Origin of the sequence: Myroides sp. NP-2 (genome assembly GCF_014145665.1) — a bacterium.
Classification (GTDB): domain Bacteria; phylum Bacteroidota; class Bacteroidia; order Flavobacteriales; family Flavobacteriaceae; genus Flavobacterium.
Map to the genome: position 1 here is coordinate 69,717 of NZ_JACHTD010000012.1, position 18,025 is coordinate 87,741.

At 36.7% G+C, this 18,025-nt stretch carries 15 protein-coding genes; 6 read left to right on the forward strand and 9 right to left on the reverse strand.

All coding sequences use genetic code 11. The features are described 5' to 3' along the window. Window positions 1-127: 127 nt before the first annotated feature. Together mgtE and H4K35_RS12235 are read right to left on the reverse strand one after the other, a co-directional pair. Window positions 128-1,441 (reverse strand): magnesium transporter, encoded by a 1,314-nt coding sequence (gene mgtE / locus H4K35_RS12230; protein ID WP_182628250.1) that lies wholly within the window; start codon window positions 1,439-1,441, stop codon window positions 128-130. Between the two features lie 206 nt (window positions 1,442-1,647). Next, a complete protein-coding gene (locus tag H4K35_RS12235; RefSeq protein ID WP_182628251.1) occupies window positions 1,648-2,958 on the reverse strand; it encodes a DNA recombination protein RmuC in 1,311 nt (436 codons plus the stop codon). A 262-nt stretch (window positions 2,959-3,220) separates the two neighbouring features. Between H4K35_RS12235 and H4K35_RS12240 the strand changes: the two genes are divergently transcribed. Next, the gene (locus tag H4K35_RS12240) at window positions 3,221-3,652 is read left to right on the forward strand and encodes a hypothetical protein (protein WP_182628252.1); all 432 of its coding nucleotides are present in this window, start codon (window positions 3,221-3,223) and stop codon (window positions 3,650-3,652) included. Between the two features lie 58 nt (window positions 3,653-3,710). On the opposite strand, the gene carB is transcribed toward H4K35_RS12240, so the two are convergent. From carB to H4K35_RS12270, 6 genes are all read right to left on the reverse strand, one after another. Further along, entirely contained in the window at window positions 3,711-6,563 is a 2,853-nt protein-coding gene (gene carB, locus H4K35_RS12245) for a carbamoyl-phosphate synthase large subunit (RefSeq protein WP_182628253.1), read from the reverse strand. A 144-nt stretch (window positions 6,564-6,707) separates the two neighbouring features. Then, a complete protein-coding gene (gene rpmH, locus H4K35_RS12250) occupies window positions 6,708-6,869 on the reverse strand; it encodes a 50S ribosomal protein L34 (protein WP_002990519.1) in 162 nt (53 codons plus the stop codon). A gap of 278 nt (window positions 6,870-7,147) precedes the next feature. Next, complete coding sequence (locus tag H4K35_RS12255; protein ID WP_182628254.1) at window positions 7,148-7,780, reverse strand: response regulator transcription factor; 633 nt, start codon at window positions 7,778-7,780, stop codon at window positions 7,148-7,150. 3 nt (window positions 7,781-7,783) lie between these two features. Next, entirely contained in the window at window positions 7,784-10,033 is a 2,250-nt protein-coding gene (locus H4K35_RS12260) for a sensor histidine kinase (protein ID WP_182628255.1), read from the reverse strand. Window positions 10,034-10,067: 34 nt separating this feature from the next. Then, entirely contained in the window at window positions 10,068-10,664 is a 597-nt protein-coding gene (locus H4K35_RS12265; RefSeq protein WP_182628256.1) for a hypothetical protein, read from the reverse strand. Between the two features lie 160 nt (window positions 10,665-10,824). Next, the gene (locus H4K35_RS12270) at window positions 10,825-12,066 is read right to left on the reverse strand and encodes an ABC transporter permease (RefSeq protein WP_182628257.1); all 1,242 of its coding nucleotides are present in this window, start codon (window positions 12,064-12,066) and stop codon (window positions 10,825-10,827) included. 72 nt (window positions 12,067-12,138) lie between these two features. Between H4K35_RS12270 and H4K35_RS12275 the strand changes: the two genes are divergently transcribed. From H4K35_RS12275 to H4K35_RS12295, 5 genes are all read left to right on the forward strand, one after another. Further along, window positions 12,139-12,648 carry a hypothetical protein gene (locus tag H4K35_RS12275; protein WP_182628258.1) on the forward strand — a complete coding sequence of 170 codons (510 nt, stop codon included), beginning with the start codon at window positions 12,139-12,141 and terminating at the stop codon, window positions 12,646-12,648. A gap of 17 nt (window positions 12,649-12,665) precedes the next feature. Then, complete coding sequence (gene hisS / locus H4K35_RS12280) at window positions 12,666-14,036, forward strand: histidine--tRNA ligase (RefSeq protein ID WP_182628259.1); 1,371 nt, start codon at window positions 12,666-12,668, stop codon at window positions 14,034-14,036. A gap of 670 nt (window positions 14,037-14,706) precedes the next feature. Next, entirely contained in the window at window positions 14,707-15,201 is a 495-nt protein-coding gene (locus H4K35_RS12285) for a protease complex subunit PrcB family protein (RefSeq protein WP_182628260.1), read from the forward strand. 157 nt (window positions 15,202-15,358) lie between these two features. After that, a complete protein-coding gene (locus H4K35_RS12290; protein ID WP_182628261.1) occupies window positions 15,359-15,907 on the forward strand; it encodes a hypothetical protein in 549 nt (182 codons plus the stop codon). 312 nt (window positions 15,908-16,219) lie between these two features. Further along, window positions 16,220-16,726, forward strand: coding sequence for a hypothetical protein (locus H4K35_RS12295; protein ID WP_182628262.1), 507 nt, complete (start codon window positions 16,220-16,222; stop codon window positions 16,724-16,726). On the opposite strand, the gene H4K35_RS12300 is transcribed toward H4K35_RS12295, so the two are convergent. Next, window positions 16,697-17,929 (reverse strand): DUF445 domain-containing protein, encoded by a 1,233-nt coding sequence (locus H4K35_RS12300; RefSeq protein ID WP_182628263.1) that lies wholly within the window; start codon window positions 17,927-17,929, stop codon window positions 16,697-16,699. The genes H4K35_RS12295 and H4K35_RS12300 overlap by 30 nt on opposite strands. Window positions 17,930-18,025 lie beyond the last annotated feature (96 nt).

Here is an 18,025-nt window from a genome sequence, read left to right on the forward strand (position 1 = left end):
AGCTACGTCTAGAACAGTTAGACGTGTATGGAAAGATAGAATATCCAAAAGGAGTTATCCCTTTGGTAATGATATAAAAAATCCGATAGGTAAGGCCTATCGGATTTTTTTATAGCGTTATATTGATTTACAATAGTTTTCCTGAAAGGAACATCGCAGCGATAGTAAAGTAGATGATTAAACCTGAAACGTCCACCAAAGTGGCTACAAAAGGAGCTGATGCGGTAGCGGGGTCCATGCCAAACTTTTTAAGTACGAAGGGAATAATAGATCCGGAAAGGGTTCCCCATAGTACAATGAGTACAAGCGAAAGAGAAACACTTAATCCTACATACAACCAATACTCCCCATAGTCGTAGATTCCAGCTTCCTGCCAAATGAAGATACGCACAAAACCGATGATTCCCAAGATACCACCTAGCATTAAGCCCGAGGCAATTTCTTTTCGCATTACATACCACCAGTCAGTTAATTTTAGTTCACCTAATGCCATTGCACGAATAATCAAGGAAGCAGCTTGTGAACCAGAGTTACCTCCACTGGAAATAATAAGTGGAACAAAGAGGGCTAAAACCACTGCTTTTTCAATTTCTTGGTCGTAATATCCCATTGCAGAGGCAGTTAACATCTCTCCTAAGAAGAGGATAATCAACCAACCAGCGCGTTTTTTTACGAGTTCAAATAAAGGGGTGTGCGTATAGGATAAATCCAATTCTTCCATCCCCCCGAATTTTTGGATATCTTCGGTGTCTCGTTCTTTAATTTTATCGAGGATATCATCAAAGGTCACAATACCGACTAAGACCCCTTTTTCTGTGATAATAGGCATGGCTGAGCGATCGTATTTCTCAAAAATATCGAAGGCATCTTCCATGGGCATAGTTGTTACTAAGGAAACAAAATTGTGGTCGATAAGGTCTGCAATTAAGGTGTCCTCCTCAGCCATTAACAATTGACCAATTTTTAAGTCGTCAATCAAAACGTTGTTGTCATCTACAACATAAATATAGTTTAAAGTTTCTGCCTTTTTACCGTATTTTTTGATGTGTTGGAAGACTTGTTTTACTGTTTTATTCGCTTTGGTTTGAATGTATAAAGGCGTCATTAAACGCGCAATACTATCTTCTTTATATCCGATTAGATTTAATGCAATTTGCTTTTCAGTATCGTTTAATAAATTGATAGAATATTTGATTAATTCATCAGGGAAATTTTCCAATAATTCCGTTCTGTCATCTGGCTCTAAGTTATTTAGTACTTCAGCGTAATCTTCGCGCGTCATACTGCGTACAATTTCCTCTTGAATATTGATATCTAAAAATGAAAACACTTCGACCTTTAACTCGGGGGAGAGCTTTAGAAAATGGAGATTTCGCTCTCTTCTTCTCATTTCTGAAATAGCTTCAGCGATGTCGGCTGGGTGCATATCTTTAAAAAACATAGGTAGAATTTTATAAAGTGTTTAACAATCATTTTTTCAATTCACGTGCAAAAGTACAGCTTAGATGTAGGAAATTAAAATTTCTAATCATATTCTAATAATAAAAGTAATCAAAATTATGGGAAATGAGCGTATGGTTTGTTGTGCGGTTTGTTTTTTGTTCCTTGTACGCTAGGTTGATCTACAGTATTCGTCCATCCATTTATTTATTCTCCGATTAAGGTAGAATCAATTGATTTTTTAGTTTTTGCACCCATGTCCTTGAGCTTTTGTACGGAGTTGATCAAGTTGCCTTTTCCTGTGCTAAGCTTGTTGAAAGCGCTGTCGTATTCATTTCGCGTTTCCTCTAGTTTCTTACCTATTTTAGTTAAATCGTTGATCAGTCCTACAAATTTATCGTGAAGTAAACCTGCTTGTCGAGCAATTTCATAGGCATTTTCTTGTTGTTTTTGCTGTCTCCAAATGGTTTCTACTGTTCGCAATGTAGCGAGTAGTGTAGATGGGGTGACTATGACAATGTTCTTTTCAAAGGCTTTGCTGTATAGGGTATGATCTGCATTTACAGCAATAGAAAAAGCCGTTTCAATGGGGATGAATAACAAAACGAAATCTGGACTTGTACCTTTGTACAATTCGTAGTAGTTTTTATCAGATAAGTTTTCAATATGTCTTTTGATTGACAGTATATGCTCTTGTAAGAAGCGATGTTGCTCTTGTGTTTCTGTAGTATTGATATATTGCTCATAGGCCACTAGAGAAACTTTAGAATCGACGACTAGATGGCGGTTATCAGGAAGGTAGATCACGACATCGGGTTGCAGGCGATTGCCGTTTTCGCTTGTATAACTTGGTTGTGTTTTGTACTCTCTGTCTTTTTCCAAGCCCGATTTTTCCAATACGCTTTCGAGAATCATTTCCCCCCAATTTCCCTGCATCTTATTATCCCCTTTGAGCGCTTTAGTTAAATTCAAGGTTTCTTCACTCATCTTGGCGTGTACGTGTTGTAAGCCTAAGATTTGCTGACGCAAGGCCGCATGATGATCAATACTCTCTTTGTGTGTTTGTTCTACTTTTCGTTCAAATAACCCTATTTTTTCTTGTAAAGGAGTCAGAATGCTCTCCATTTGGGTTTTGTTGAGTTGTGTAAATTTATCGCTCTTCTCTTCGAGGATTTTATTGGCTAAGTTTTCAAATTGGACAGCAAATTTTTCCTGTAATTCTAAGGTTTGTTTTTGTTGTATCTCCAACTTTTCTTTGATATTAAGCAATTCCGTTTCGCGAATAGAAATGCGTGCAATCAATTCTTGATTGTCTTGACGCAGTATTTCCGTTTGCTCTTCTATTTTGTTTTTATCTTGTTGCAATTGCTGATTTTGTTGGAGTAAAAAATCTTTTTCAGCCATAAGTTGTAGGTGATCTGAAGTCGTAGCCGTTTTAGGCGTTGTTTTTTTTCCTAAGAGAAAAGCAAGTAGTAAGACAGAAAGAAGTAAAAGACCAATGATAATTTCTTGCGACATAGTACAACAGTTAGATTATCTGTCAAAAATAGAAAATATTGTGCGGTTATGCAGTATTTTACTTGTGCTGAATTTTAGCAAAAACAATTGTTGTTGTGTGTTTATGTAGGCGATCATATTGTTTATATTCTAGCCATTTTAACTTATTTTAATGGAATGTTATTTTTTTGTTGTAAATTAGTATGGATTTAGGATAGGTAGTTCCTATTTTAATTTACCCCATAATTAAAAGTTAATAGATAAAGTAAAAACGTAGTCTGATATGAAAAAAATATTTTATGCATTTTTAGGTATATTCTTATGTGTTTGTGGAATGCAAGCACAAGAAAAAAAAGATGTTGAAGTTGTCACTACAGCCACTATCCAATCAGGAAATGTCACACCTCAAAGTAAAGAATCAACCAATAGTTCACCTAGTAAGGCGGTTAAGAAAATTGTAGATGAAGATGTCATTTGTAATTTTACCTATTTGGATGAAATGAAAGCGAGGAGTAGAGGAGATGTTGCTTTAAGTGAATACAAATTAAAAGAATTGCGAAAAAGCGTTGCGAAAATGACCAATGTAGTAGAAAGTTCAGTATTTATCATCCGAACAAATAAAGGAATTAAAGGAAAGGAATATGAAGTGTGTTCTGGAGGTGTTTACTATAGCTATGTTCCTGGAAAAGGATTTGGCAGAGGAAAATTAAACTAAGTAAAGTAAATAAAAATATAAAAAAAACTCTTCCTGATTGAGGAAGAGTTTTTTGTTTTTATTTACTTAAGTACATTTTTCTACGAGAATAGATTTCATAAAACTGATCATCTCTTAAGTTGTCGATGAACAAGATACTTTCTCCTGTTGATTTCATCTCAGGGCCAAGCGTTTTATTTACATCTCTAAATTTATTGAAGGAGAATACTGGAGATTTGATAGCATATCCTTTCAATTGTGGATTAAAGGTAAAGTCTGTTACTTTGTTTTGGCCTAACATTACTTTGGTTGCGTAGTTTACATAAGGTTCACCATACGCTTTAGCGATGAAAGGTACTGTTCTTGAAGCTCTTGGGTTGGCTTCGATGATGTACACAATATCGTCTTTAATTGCAAACTGTATGTTGATTAATCCCACTGTTTGTAAAGCAACAGCAATTTTTCTTGTATGGTCTTTGATTTGATTTAAAACAAATTCACCTAAGTTGAAAGGAGGTAACATGGCGTGGCTATCTCCGGAGTGAACTCCACAAGGCTCGATGTGTTCCATGATTCCGATAATATAGACGTTTTCACCATCACAGATAGCATCCGCTTCAGCCTCGATTGCACCATCTAAATAATGGTCAAGTAAAAGCGAGTTACCAGGAATTTGGTTTAATAAATCAATAACGTGTTCTTCTAATTCTTTTTTGTTGATGACAATTTTCATTCCTTGTCCACCCAATACATACGATGGGCGAACTAATAATGGGAAATCTAATTGATCAGCTAACTTCAACGCTTGATCTGCTGTTTTCGCCACACCAAATTGAGGGAAAGGGATGTTTAACTCTTCTAATAAAGTAGAGAAACGTCCGCGGTCTTCTGCTAAGTCTAAAGCGTCAAAGCTTGTTCCGAAGATTTTGATTCCGTGACGGTGTAATTTCTCCGCTAATTTTAAAGCTGTCTGTCCACCTAATTGTACGATTACCCCTTCAGGTTTTTCATGGCGGATGATATCGTAAATGTGTTCCCAGAATACGGGTTCAAAATACAATTTGTTTGCTGTATCAAAATCAGTCGAAACTGTTTCTGGGTTACAGTTGATCATAATTGTTTCATATCCAGCTTCTTCAGCCGCTAATACTCCGTGTACACAAGAGTAGTCAAATTCAATACCCTGACCAATTCGGTTTGGTCCTGAACCTAATACCACTACTTTTTTCTTGTCTGTAACAACACTCTCATTAGAAACATAGCGCGTTCCATCAGCTTTTTCAATATCTGCCTCGAACGTAGAGTAGTAGTACGGTGTTTTTGCTGGGAATTCAGCAGCACAAGTATCTACTAATTTGAATACGCGTTGGATATCCATATTGTCTCTCAACTCGTGTACTTTACTCTCTAATGTTTTCAACATATGAGCAATTTGTCTATCTGCAAATCCTTTTTGTTTTGCTTCTAGTAACAAATCTTTTGGCAAAGTTTCGATCGTATAGTTAGAAATTTCTTTTTCTAATAGATATAATTCCTCGTATTGTTTCAAGAACCACATGTCAATTTTTGTGATTTCGTGAATTCTACTCAATGGGATTCCGTGTTGAATCGCATCGTAGATAACGAATACGCGGTCCCAACTTGCGTGGGTTAATTTGTCGATGATCTGATCGTAGTTGGTATATCCTTTGCCATCTGCTCCTAAACCATTGCGTTTGATTTCTAATGATTGTGTAGCTTTGTGTAGGGCTTCTTGGAATGAGCGTCCAATTCCCATTACTTCACCTACAGATTTCATTTGTAATCCTAGGGTTCTATCCGCTCCTTCGAATTTGTCAAAATTCCAACGTGGAATTTTTACGATTACGTAATCTAAGGTCGGCTCAAATAAAGCAGAAGTTGATTTTGTAATTTGGTTTTGCAATTCATCTAAAGTATATCCTAAGGCTAATTTCGTAGCGATTTTAGCAATTGGGTATCCTGTTGCTTTAGAAGCAAGGGCTGATGAACGAGAAACACGAGGGTTGATTTCGATTGCTACGATATCTTCTTTTTCATCTGGAGATACGGCAAACTGTACGTTACACCCTCCTGCGAAGTTTCCGATACTGCGCATCATCTTGATCGATAGATCGCGCATCTTTTGGAAGGTACGATCAGATAACGTCATCGCAGGTGCTACAGTGATACTATCCCCCGTATGGATTCCCATAGGGTCCATATTCTCGATGGTACAGATAATAACAACGTTGTCATTTTTATCGCGCAATAGTTCTAATTCGTATTCTTTCCAACCCAATAACGCTTTGTCAATTAAAACCTCATGGATAGGAGAAGCTTCAAGTCCTCTAGTTAATAAATCATCAAAATCTTCCGCATGGTGAACAAAAGCAGCTCCTGTTCCTCCTAGGGTAAACGAAGGACGAATAACTAATGGGAATCCGAATTCTTGTGCGATTTCTTTTCCTTGTAAGTAAGAGGTCGCTGTTTTTGCTGGTGCAGCAGGTACATCGATACGCTCTAATAATTGTTTGAACTGTTCGCGGTCTTCTGTGATATTAATCGCGTTAATATCTACACCAATTAAACGAACACCAAAGTCTGCCCAAATTCCCTTTTCATCACATTCCAAACATAAGTTTAATGCTGTTTGTCCTCCCATAGTAGGTAATACAGCATCAATTTCTGGATGAGCAACTAAAATTTCAATAATTGAACGTGCAGTTAATGGCTTTAGATAAATATGATCCGCCATTGAAGGGTCGGTCATAATTGTTGCGGGGTTAGAGTTAACTAAGATAACTTTAATTCCCTCTTCTCTTAATGATCTTGCTGATTGTGAACCTGAATAATCAAATTCGCAAGCTTGTCCGATGATGATTGGTCCTGAACCAATGATTAATACGGTCTTGATAGAAGTGTCTTTAGGCATTTTCTTGTGTTGTTTATTAGTTACTACTTTGCTAAAAAAGTAAGTATAGTGTGTGTGATTTGTATTGTGATGCTTCCAACAAAGTATAAAAAAAGGCGTTACTACCAAATGAGTAACACCTTTATTTATATTTTGATCAAAACATTAATGTTTATGTTTTGTTTCACAAGAAACAGTTAATTTATGTCTTCCTTTAGCTCTTCTAGCAGCTAATACTTTTCTACCGTTTGGAGTAGACATTCTTTCCATGAAACCATGTTTGTTTCTTCTTTTTCTATTTGAAGGTTGAAACGTTCTCTTGCTCATTGCGTTTATCTTTAAATCTTAGTATTTTACTTTTCAAAAAAATCAGCTTTGATATACTTGCGCCAAAACCGAGTGCAAATATATAAAGTCATTTGAATCTTACAAAGTCTTTTTGCAAAATATTTTTATAAACTTGCGAATAGTGCCGAATTCGATTAGATTACTAAGGGAAAAAGGCATGACTTTCGGACAAAGATAGGGAAAATATTTTTTTAGCCTGCGATTTGAACGTAAATGCTTCGCTAGGGCGTGACTAAGTAGGAGATAGAAATGGGGCATTAGGCTTTCTTAATCAAGCCGTATTCAATAGCTAGGGTAATGACGGAACTCAGATTGGAGGTTTGAAATTTTTCAATCAAATTCTTTCGATGACTGTCCACTGTATGTGTACTAATAAATAGGCGATCTGCGATTTGTTGGGTTGTAAGTCCTTGGGCAGCTTCGACTAATACTTCTTTTTCACGTCGGGTAAGTTTGGGAATGGTGTTCAACCCTGTTTTGTTTTTCTTCTCTAAAACCAGTTGAGTTTGAGAACACAAAAAAGTAGTTTGGTTGTACACCGCATAGATGCCCTGTAGAATTTCATCGACAGATGCATTTTTTTGAATGTAACCCGAGGCTCCTTCCTGTAGGGAACTATTGATCACAGCATACTCATTGTGAACACTCAACATGATGATTTGCATTTCTGGGTGTTTCTTCTTCAGGGGTTTAATCCAATCCAAACTGTTGATGTCCGATAGGTTAATATCCAACAACAAAATGTGAATGGGATTCTTTTTTAAGCCTTTTTGAAGGGTTTCAATAGAAGGATAACATCCTGTGACTTGGATGTTTTCTTGTTTGTTTAATATGTTTTTTAATCCTTCTAATAACAAAGGATGATCGTCCGTTAGCGCTACTTTTATCATGCGTTAATTTTTTGGGAATTGAAAATCAATACTTGTTCCAAGGTTTAGTTCTGAATGGATGTGCAAGTCTCCTTTTAAGAACTGTACTCTCGACTGAATGTTGTGTAATCCCGCTGATTGGGTTTGTTGCACCTGGTTTAGTTCAAAACCGCAGCCGTCGTCTTCGATAGTTACCATATAGGAATATTCATTTTCAACGAGTTGAATAATAATCTGTTGTGGGTTTGCGTGCTTCAATGCATTGTTTACCAATTCTTGAATAATGCGATAGACCAATAATTGTTTATCTTGTTCGAGGGTATGGGTGTAACCCAAAAACTGTACATCAATATCCAATTGGTCGGAAGACATGCGGTTGGCATATTCTTTTAAAGCTTCTTCTAAGCCGTATTTAATCAAAAGATCTGGCATTAGGTTATGGGCTACTCTTCTGAGTTCATCCACGGCATTGTCTAAATGTTCCATGGATTTATCCATCTCCGCTTTGTTGTCCGCTGCTAGCTTATTGTTGAGCGTACTCAGTTGAATTTTTGTACCAGAGAGCAATCCACCTAATCCATCGTGTAAATCCCGTGCTAAACGCGATCGCTCTTGCTCTTGCCCATCTAAAAGCGCGGTAAGTGTAGCAATTTTGGCGTGTTGTTTTTCCTTCTCTAAAGCCAAATTATAAAGCTCCTTCTGTTGCTTCATGCTCTTTGTACGTTGTTTATAGACGTATAGTAAGACAAAAACCAGTATGGCAAATGCTAAAGAAATAGCTAAGAAATATGTTTTTAGTTTCTCTTGATAGGAAAGTGTTTTCTTAAAATGCTGGATATCCAATAATTTGTTGTCATTTTCTAGCTGAGATAACTTAAGCGCTTGTGCGTGAGTTTCTGTTTCTAACTGGCTAATTTCTAATTTTTTGCGTTGGTTTTCTTCTAGTAATTTCAGATTTTCTAATTCCTGAAGTTGCTGTAACCCCAGCGTTTTCATCAATTGAATTTGCTGCTCCTTTTTTTCAGCAGCCAATTGTAGCGTCAGTAATTGTTGTTTTTGTTGTTCTTTTTCGTATTGCGCTTCCAAGCGCTTACTCACTTCCAACTTATCTTGATCGTATATGGATTGATAAGTGTGCAAGTAGAGCTTATTGAAGTATAGTGCTGCTTCGTTATTCCCCTCTGTTTCGTGTAAATACGCCAAACTCTCATAGATGGATAGCAGGGTGTTTTTATCAGGTAAATTGGTGCTATTAATGGACGATAAAGCAGATAATAGATGAGCAGTAGCGGTTTTGGTTTCGTTTTGTTGCAAGGCAATTTCAGCTAAGATTCCATAAGATGATGCTTGGAAATTAGCTTGATTACTTTCTTTTGCTTGTTCGAGTGCTAGGGTAGCGTAGTAGGTCGCCTGCTCCTTGTACTGTTTGGGAAATGCACGTAAGTATAAACTCGCTAAATTATTCGCTACAAAAGCCAAATCCGAGCGAAAGGGAATTAATTCCTGATTCTTTTTGTAGGTTTTGATCGCCTTTTTATAGTAGTTTTCTGCTAAATCTCGGGCGTAAATATTGTTGTTATTCTGAGAAAATTCACTTTCATATAAATAGCCCATCATCATATAAGCATCAAAAAGCGAATTGGGATTGTTTTGTTGAATGGCTACATCAAGAGTGAGTTTGCTGTATTTTTCTTGCAATTCGTAGTCATCCCAACTGGCGTAAATGCTAGTTAACTCTTTGTATGTTGCAGATAAACGGCTTAATTTAGTTGGCGATTGAGGGGCTTTTTCAAACCAGGTAATAGCGGTTAAAAACGATTGAACGGCTTTGGCTTCCTGATCGTCTCTGACATAAATCCACCCTTGGCAATAATTGACATAGGCTTTAATTTCAATGTGATCTATTTCTTTGGCATAGGTTAAGGCTTTACCAATGGCTTTATTCGCCTCTTTTGTCTGCTCATTGAGCTTGGCATTCATCGCCAAGATAGCGTAGAGATAGGCAGCATGGGCCTTGTCTGATTGCTGTTCCGCCAGTTGGATATTCTCTTTTAATAGCAGTTGGGCTTGTTCTTGTCTTTCGTGAAAGTAGAGCGCTTGTGCATATTTTCCAACCAAATCAAAACGCGCATCGCTGCCTGGAACTGTCTTGTCGTATTGTTCCTTATATAAAGTCAATATTTCCTGTCCATACGCAGGTGTGGAAACACCATTGAGCATACACCACAAAAAAAATAGAAGAAACGGAAATGAAAACTTGGGAAAATACGACATAGACAATTACTTGGTACTCATTGGGTCAGCAATGTTATTTTTTAAAGGTAATGCGAATTAAATGATGTTCATCGGGATCAATGATGTTATTTAAGTTTTGGTCAACCACAAAGTAAAGATACAATTCTCCAATGCGATAATCTTCCCACTTAATTTCATTGCCATCGATAGTAACACCATCGAGGTTCCATTGGTAAATATCCCATTCTTTTTGTTTGCCTATTTTATTGATTCGGTGATCGCTGTTGGACGCATAATACAAATATTGATGTCCCTCTTCACTCAAAAAGGGAAAGAATTGATTTTTATCAAAGGGAGCAGCAAATCCAGTACCTGGACTGAAAAACGAAATGTCATCAAAAGACATGGATTCGTATTCATTGACAAATTGACTGTTGTCTGTCAACATAGCTTTAGCTGCATAGAATAGTTTCTTTTTATCCTGATAGGGTTTATTTAGAAATTCAATGCTGAAGCGTTCGGGTTTTAAGGTGATGTTTTGTGTTTTTTGATCGATAACCAAGGTTTTTTCGCCTTGTTTAACTACGATGGTTTTTGGTGTAACTTCTTGAGCAAGTGTAATACCCCAAGTACATAGGCTAAGACATAGAGCTAGAAAAAAATTGTTCATAAATAGAAAGCTTGTTAGTTCATACAAAAGTAACAATTAAGCTGTTTTGTTGTACTCCCTAAAAATGATGAATTTGAACGTCAATCAATCTGGCACACCACCTGACTTGTAACACTACCGCATCAATATGGCTTAAACGCGTCTTGTTTATCTCTTTTATTTACTCGTAGCGAAGGGCTTCCACTGGATCTAATTTAGAAGCTTTAATTGCGGGATATAATCCCGATAAAACGGCGACAACTAAGGTGGTGATAAAAGCGGCTGAAATGGCAGACCACGGAATAGCAAAGGAAAAGTGCAACAAGGAAGTCATCAAATAGGCTGTTCCAACGCCGAGTAGCGTGCCTATGAGTCCACCTAGTTGCCCAATAATAAGGGTTTCCGTAAAAAATTGTTGGGCAATGGTTTTTCGCTTTGCTCCAAGTGATTTGCGAATGCCTATTTCTTTGGTTCGCTCTGTAACAGAAACTAACATAATATTCATCAAAGCAATAGACGATCCCAAGATCGTGATCATCCCAATTAACCAAGCCGCTATATTTAGCATGCTTACCTGACTTTCTAATGAGCGAATCATATCATCACTGCGTTCAATGCCAAAATTAGATTCCTGAGAAACCGCGAGATTTCTACTGCTTCTAAAATCAAGTGTCGCTTGGTCGATGGCTTCATCTAACAAACCTTCTTGTAGAATACCCACTTTGATGGTGTAATTGATGTTGGCTGTATTAAAGATATTTCGGGCAATCTGTATGGGAATAAAGATGCGTTGATCTTCATTCTGTCCAAAAGTACTGCCTTGTTCTTTGAGGATGCCTACGACTTTAAATTTATATCCGCGAATGGAAATCACCTGATCAATAGGCGATTGTCCTTTAAACATATTCTTGGAGAAATCAGAACCTACTACACAGACAAAGTGATTGTTCTTGCAATCGGTATAGCTCAAGGAACGTCCTCTTTCAATTTGTAGCCCACTGTTGGCTAGGTAATTCTCATCTGCCCCTACAATGCTAACCTCCGGATCTGTTTTGACGTAATCGTTTTTTACCTCAATATTCGTTGCCGCATTAAAAGATAGTGAAACGGCAGAAAAAGGATAGCGATAACGCTCTTTGAAGTCAAGCGCTTGGACGTATGTAATGATGGGGTTTTCTAATTGATTATTTTTATTTTTTGCTATTCTACCCGCAGTGTCGTACTGACTGATCGTAAAAGTATTAGCTCCCATGGAGGAAAAATCTTCTACAATGGTGTTCTTTAACGCACTTACTACCGATAGAATACCCACTAAAGCCCATATTCCAATTGCGATAATAAACACCGTAATACAGGTGCGAAGCAGTTGACTCTTTATACTAGTCGCGGCTATTTTTATATTTTCAAGCGTTATTTTCCACATAGTCTATGAGTAGCTGAAAAGAATGAAATGTTACGAGTAAAGATAGAAAAAGAAATGGGATTTGTAAGATAATTGTGCTTTACAACGAGCAACGAGCAAAGAGCAACGAGCAAAGAGCAACGAGCAACGAGCAACGAGCAACGAGCAACGTGCGACGAGCAACGTGCGAAGAGCGAAGAGCAAAGAGCAAAGAGCAAAGAGCAAAGAGCAAAGAGCAAAGAGCAAAGAGCAAAGAGCAAAGAGCAAAGAGCAAAGAGCAAAGAGCAAAGAGCAAAGAGCAACGAGCAACGAGCATCGAACGACGAGCATCGAACGACGAGCATCGAACGACGAGCATCGAACGACGAGCAACGTGCGACGAGCAAAGAGCAAAGAGCAAAGAGCAAAGAGCAAAGAGCAACGAGCAACGAGCAACGAGCAACGAGCAACGAGCAACGAGCAACGAGCAACGAGCAACGAGCAACGAGCAACAAGCAACGAGCAACGAGCAAAGAGCAACGAGCAACGAGCAAAAAAGCCTTCATCCATCACGCATCACGCATAGCGTATCAAAAAAATACCTATTTTTGTAGGGTTAAATAATTTGAAAATTAATTAAAATGGCAAAGAAACCAGGTATTCCAAAAGGGACAAGAGATTTTTCTTCGATTGAAGTAGCAAGAAGACAATACATTATGCAAACAATCCGTCATCATTTTGAGCATTTTGGTTTCCATCCCATTGAAACACCTTCTTTTGAAAACTTAGAGACCCTAATGGGAAAATATGGAGAAGAAGGAGACCGATTAATTTTTAAGATCTTGAACTCAGGGGATTACCTGAGCAAAGTAGATGAAACTTTATTGGCAGATAAGAACAGCTTGAAGTTGACGAATCAGATTTCAGAAAAAGCGTTGCGTTATGATTTAACAGTGCCTTTTGCGCGTTATGTAGTGATGCACCAAAATGAATTGGATTTTCCGTTTAAGCGTTACCAAATGCAACCGGTTTGGCGTGCAGACCGCCCTCAAAAAGGAAGGTTTAGAGAGTTCTATCAGTGTGATGCCGATGTAGTGGGTTCAAAATCACTATGGCAAGAAGTAGAACTAGTTTTGCTTTACGATCGCGTATTTACAGCTTTAGGTATTGAAGGGGTAACCATTAAATTAAACAATAGAAAAATATTAGCGGGAATTGCAGAAGTAATTGGCGCTAGTGATAAGTTGATTGATTTCACCGTTGCTTTGGATAAATTAGACAAAATCGGTGAAGATGGAGTGAAGAAAGAAATGATGGAGAAAGGCATCGAGGCTGTAGCCATTGAGAAAGTACAACCGTTATTTAATTTTACGGGAACTTTTGAAGAAAAGATAGCTCAATTAGGTCAGCTTTTATCCGAATCGGAGCAAGGAACAAAAGGAGTAGAAGAGTTAGCTTTTGTTGGTAAAGAAATTGCACAAATTGGCTTATCTACAGCAACATTGAATTTAGATGTTACCTTAGCTCGTGGGTTGAATTACTATACCGGAGCTATTTTTGAAATTGGTGCTCCTGATACGGTTCAGATGGGATCGATCGGTGGGGGTGGAAGATACGATGACTTAACGGGAATCTTCGGACTGAAAGACATGAGTGGTGTTGGAATTTCTTTCGGATTAGACCGCATCTATTTGGTGATGGAAGAATTGAATTTATTCCCAACAACAGTCAATGCATCTTCACGTGTGATGTTTTTAAACTTAGGTGATGAGGAAATGAGTTACGCCATGAAAGCAGCCGCTCATTTACGCGACGCGGGAATTAAAACAGAAATTTATCCCGATAAAGCAAAAATGGGTAAACAATTCCAATTTGCAGATAAAAAGAATATTCCATTTGCTGTATTAGCGGGAAGTGAGGAAATGCAACAACAAAAATACACCGTAAAAGATTTAACCTCAGGAGAACAACAAACGGTAAATATAGAAGAACTAAAAGAAATGTTGAAATAAAGCGCCATTTCTACTATAATAATAAACAACAAAGCAGTAAATTTTTATTTACTGCTTTTTTTTTGGACAAAAATAAGCAAGAGATTATTATTCAGTCTCACGATTAGAATGTTAAGATTGGAAAAAAATATTGTACAATGCTTCAATAGATGTATTCTAATTGAGGCATTTCTTATAAAGTCATATTGCAAGGGGATTTAATTTTTTATTAAGTTTTAAAATGTTTATTTTTGTGTTAAAATTAATATAATATAGGTTAAAATTAAATTTTAAAATAAAATATAAAATGAATATTGTGATAAATAGAGTACCTGTTTTAGTTTTAGTTGTGTTTTTTGGGTTATTTGCTAAAGCTTAAAGTTCTTTTTATTACCATCAAGGAAAAAAGGTTGAGCTAGTATTAGAGAAAACTAGAGTTAATTTTAGGGCAGCCAGTGACTTCGATCGGACAAAATTGGAGCGAAACAATTTAAAAATAACTTCTTTGACTAAAGAGGAAACAACTTATTTTGGTGAGGTTGAAATTATCAGTGGAGAGTATCAGAAGACTATTAAGGAGATCAAAAGTGTTAAATGTGTCCAGTTATGCCAATGGTTTTTATGAGGTACTGTTGTACTGTGATGGAAGTTTAGTAGGAACACAACGATTAATAATCAAACAGTAAGTAAAATGAAAAAAATAGGAATACTACTTTGTCTATTGTTCGGCTTAGGAGCTTGCAATAGCGATGATAATCAAGGGGAGTTCCAAAATACCCCCTTAGTTATTGAAAATATTTTGAATGATCGTATGTCAAGTAGATTAGTTGTGGGAGAAGGACGAGAGAATCGTATCATACACAATGCGGAAGAATGGCAAGAGTTACTTGATCGTATTTTTTATTTAGAACATGGAAATAGTCGTACTACTAGTAAATTAGAGAGGGTACAGCTTAATTTTAACAACGAAATAGCATTAACTGTAATTGATGAAGTAAAAAGCAGTGGAGGACATAGTATAGATGTTGTCAAGGTGGAAGAACAGGAGAAGGAAATTGTGATCACCATTGATCGTTTACATAAAGGAAATATTACATTGGTAGAGACTCAACCTTTTCATATTGTCAAAATCCCCAAAAAGAATAAACCTATTGTTTTTGTTGAAGTTGAGGATGAGTTAAAATAAAAAGATTAGTTCTATTTTTTCTAATAGAGAGTGCTTCAAAAGGCGCTCTCTATCTTTTTAGATAATTTGTTTTGGCTATTAAGACTTATATTGTTTAATTAACACAATTAATATATGTTTGTTTCGACTGTTTTAGAAACTTATAAATAATTTGAAGATGAAAAAAAGTACAATAATGCAATTGAAAACTATTTATTTTATCTTTTTTTTTGCCCTTTTTGTCTCGTGTTCATCTGATCATAACGTGGACGATGTAAAGCATACCAAAGATTCTATAGCTATGATTTACGATGATGATTTTTTGGATTTCAAAGAAATTAGAAAAGGAAAATACACAAACGAAAATAGAGAAATAATAGGTTTTTTTATTGAATCGGAACTAATCCTTGATTCCATTCATAAAAACAAAGTTCTTCTTGTTTTTAGAACAGATTTCAACTCTCATATAAAGTTTGAAGGTATAGAATTTTCACCATTTACGTCAAATCCTTTAGATCCAGAAAAGATCTTTGCTTATGTTTATCAATATACTGATTCTGAATCTAATTCGCCTTTTACTATTGATTTGAGATTAGAAAACAATAGAGTTAAAGGTAAGTTTGAAGGTTATATTCACAGATCAAATGATCCATGGGATAGGAAGTATATGACGCCTATTTATTTGTCTAATGGTGAAATTGATGTAGATATTAACCAGTTTAAGTAATGTTCTTTCGATATAAAAATAAAAAAGCTCCTTGATTGGAGCTTTTTTGTTTGAGCAGACAAATGCAAAAATAATATGCTTTTGCTGTACTGAAGCAGTGTTAATTAGTAAGAGATATAAAATAGAACAGTACAAAAAGGATATCCATTGAATTTGACTCAATGTATTCCTTTTTGGATTGTGTATTAATTAGTTAGCAAGGAGTAGTCCAGCGTATAATTTTTATTTTGTAAAAAGTCCAGTGAACAAATTCAAACAAAAATTTATGTCTTACCTTAGCTCCAAGGGGAAATATAAATTAAAAACAGGAGTATGTCGGTAGAATATGTTGAAATCCAGAGCTTTATTGAAAATTACAATCCTACTGATCGCGATTGGTTGGAACTAAAATGGAACGGAAAATTCGGGGCTAAGTTTAAAGACGAGAATTACATCTTTAGACAACAAATTGCCAGTATTGTATGTGATCAGATTCACACCGTGAATATAAACCTCATTCGCGATTTATTCATTGAGTTGGGCAAAGTCGCTCAAGTGAGTTTCTCCGTGTTTACCAACTACCATCTGCTTGCCCAAGAACTATTAGAACGAGGAGGTAAAGAATACCTCTTTGACTATGTATGTGCGGCCCATATTTCTTTTGATACCTTTTTGAGTACAGCCAATATTACCCTTTCTCCTGGGAGAACCCGTGAATTATTGTCTTACTTTGACTTTTTGAAGCAAACGGAATCGGACCCTCAAGTTCAAAAGATGTTGACAGACCACATTCGCAATCGATTTGTGTGTTTACAAAAGCTGGGTGATACAGTAAATTAGTAATCCGACTAAACCTCCCACCAAGGTTCCGTTAATTCGAATAAATTGCAAGTCTTTTCCCACTTCCAGTTCGAGTTTATCGCTGAGTTCACGCCCATCCCATTGATCAACGGTGGTGCGAATTAACGTGCCTACTTCTTGCGTATTGCGCAAAGCTAAGCGATAGAGCGTGACTTGTGTCCATTGATTTAAGCGCTGTTGTAGCTCTTGATCGTTTTCGAGGCTAGTCGCAACGGATTGAATCGCCTGGCGTACATAGGCGCGCAAAGGAGAATCCGCCTCTTCTAGTTGCTGTAAAAGGGTTTGCTTACTGTTGTTCCAGAAATCGCTAAGGTATTGATGTAGTATATCTTCCGTAATAAATTGATGAATCGTTTCGTTGATCTTGTTTTTCCAAGTTGGAGAAGAGGCAATATCCTGAGCTAATTGATGGAGTTGTAAGCTGATTTCTTGACGAACCTTGTGTTGTTCGTCATGTTCAATATCGGCTAAGAAGGCTAGTAAGCCTTTAATTAATTGGTTGGTTACCGTTTTTCCGCCAATCAACCCCAATAAAGGTTTTTTCGCTATGATTTGTTCGTAAATTTCCGTTCGGTGTTCTTCCACGTACACCTGAATTTTGGGTAGGACCAAAGTAATTAATCGATGGTGTTCATTTTGGTCGATAGCAAATTGAAGTCCTTGTGAAATAAGGCGTTGCCATTGAATCTGATCCATCCCTTCTTGGGCTTTTTGAGTGAAAAAACCAATGACCTTTTGATCGTCTAAATCCATTAAAATCGTCTGAATCAAAAAGCCTATTTCTCGTTCAATTAGCTGTTGGCTTTTGGGCTGTTTTAACCAATTGGAAAGAAAAGTGGCAACTTCTAATTTATTGATATACGGGCGAATACTCGTTGGGGTAAGGAAATTATCCGTAACAAAACTCCCGAGATTATCTCCAATGTCATTTTTCTTATTTTCAATGAGGTTGGTATGTGGAATTTTTAATCCCATAGGATGTCTAAACAAAGCCGTTACCGCAAACCAATCTGCTAATGCACCCACCATAGCGGCTTCTGAAAACGCTTTGACATAGCCCATCCATGCCATAGGAGCGTATTTGAGCAGATAAACCATACTGAAATAAACAAATGCCATCGCTAGAAATAAACCCGTTGCAATTCTTTTGTGTAGTCGTAGTTGTGCTTTTTTATCTGCCATACCTTAGTTTTTAGTTAAAGATACGGAATTTTGGTTTTTTTGTTTGCACTTTGCTCGTTGCACGTTGTTGTTTAAATTCTCAATCAACCTCAAAAC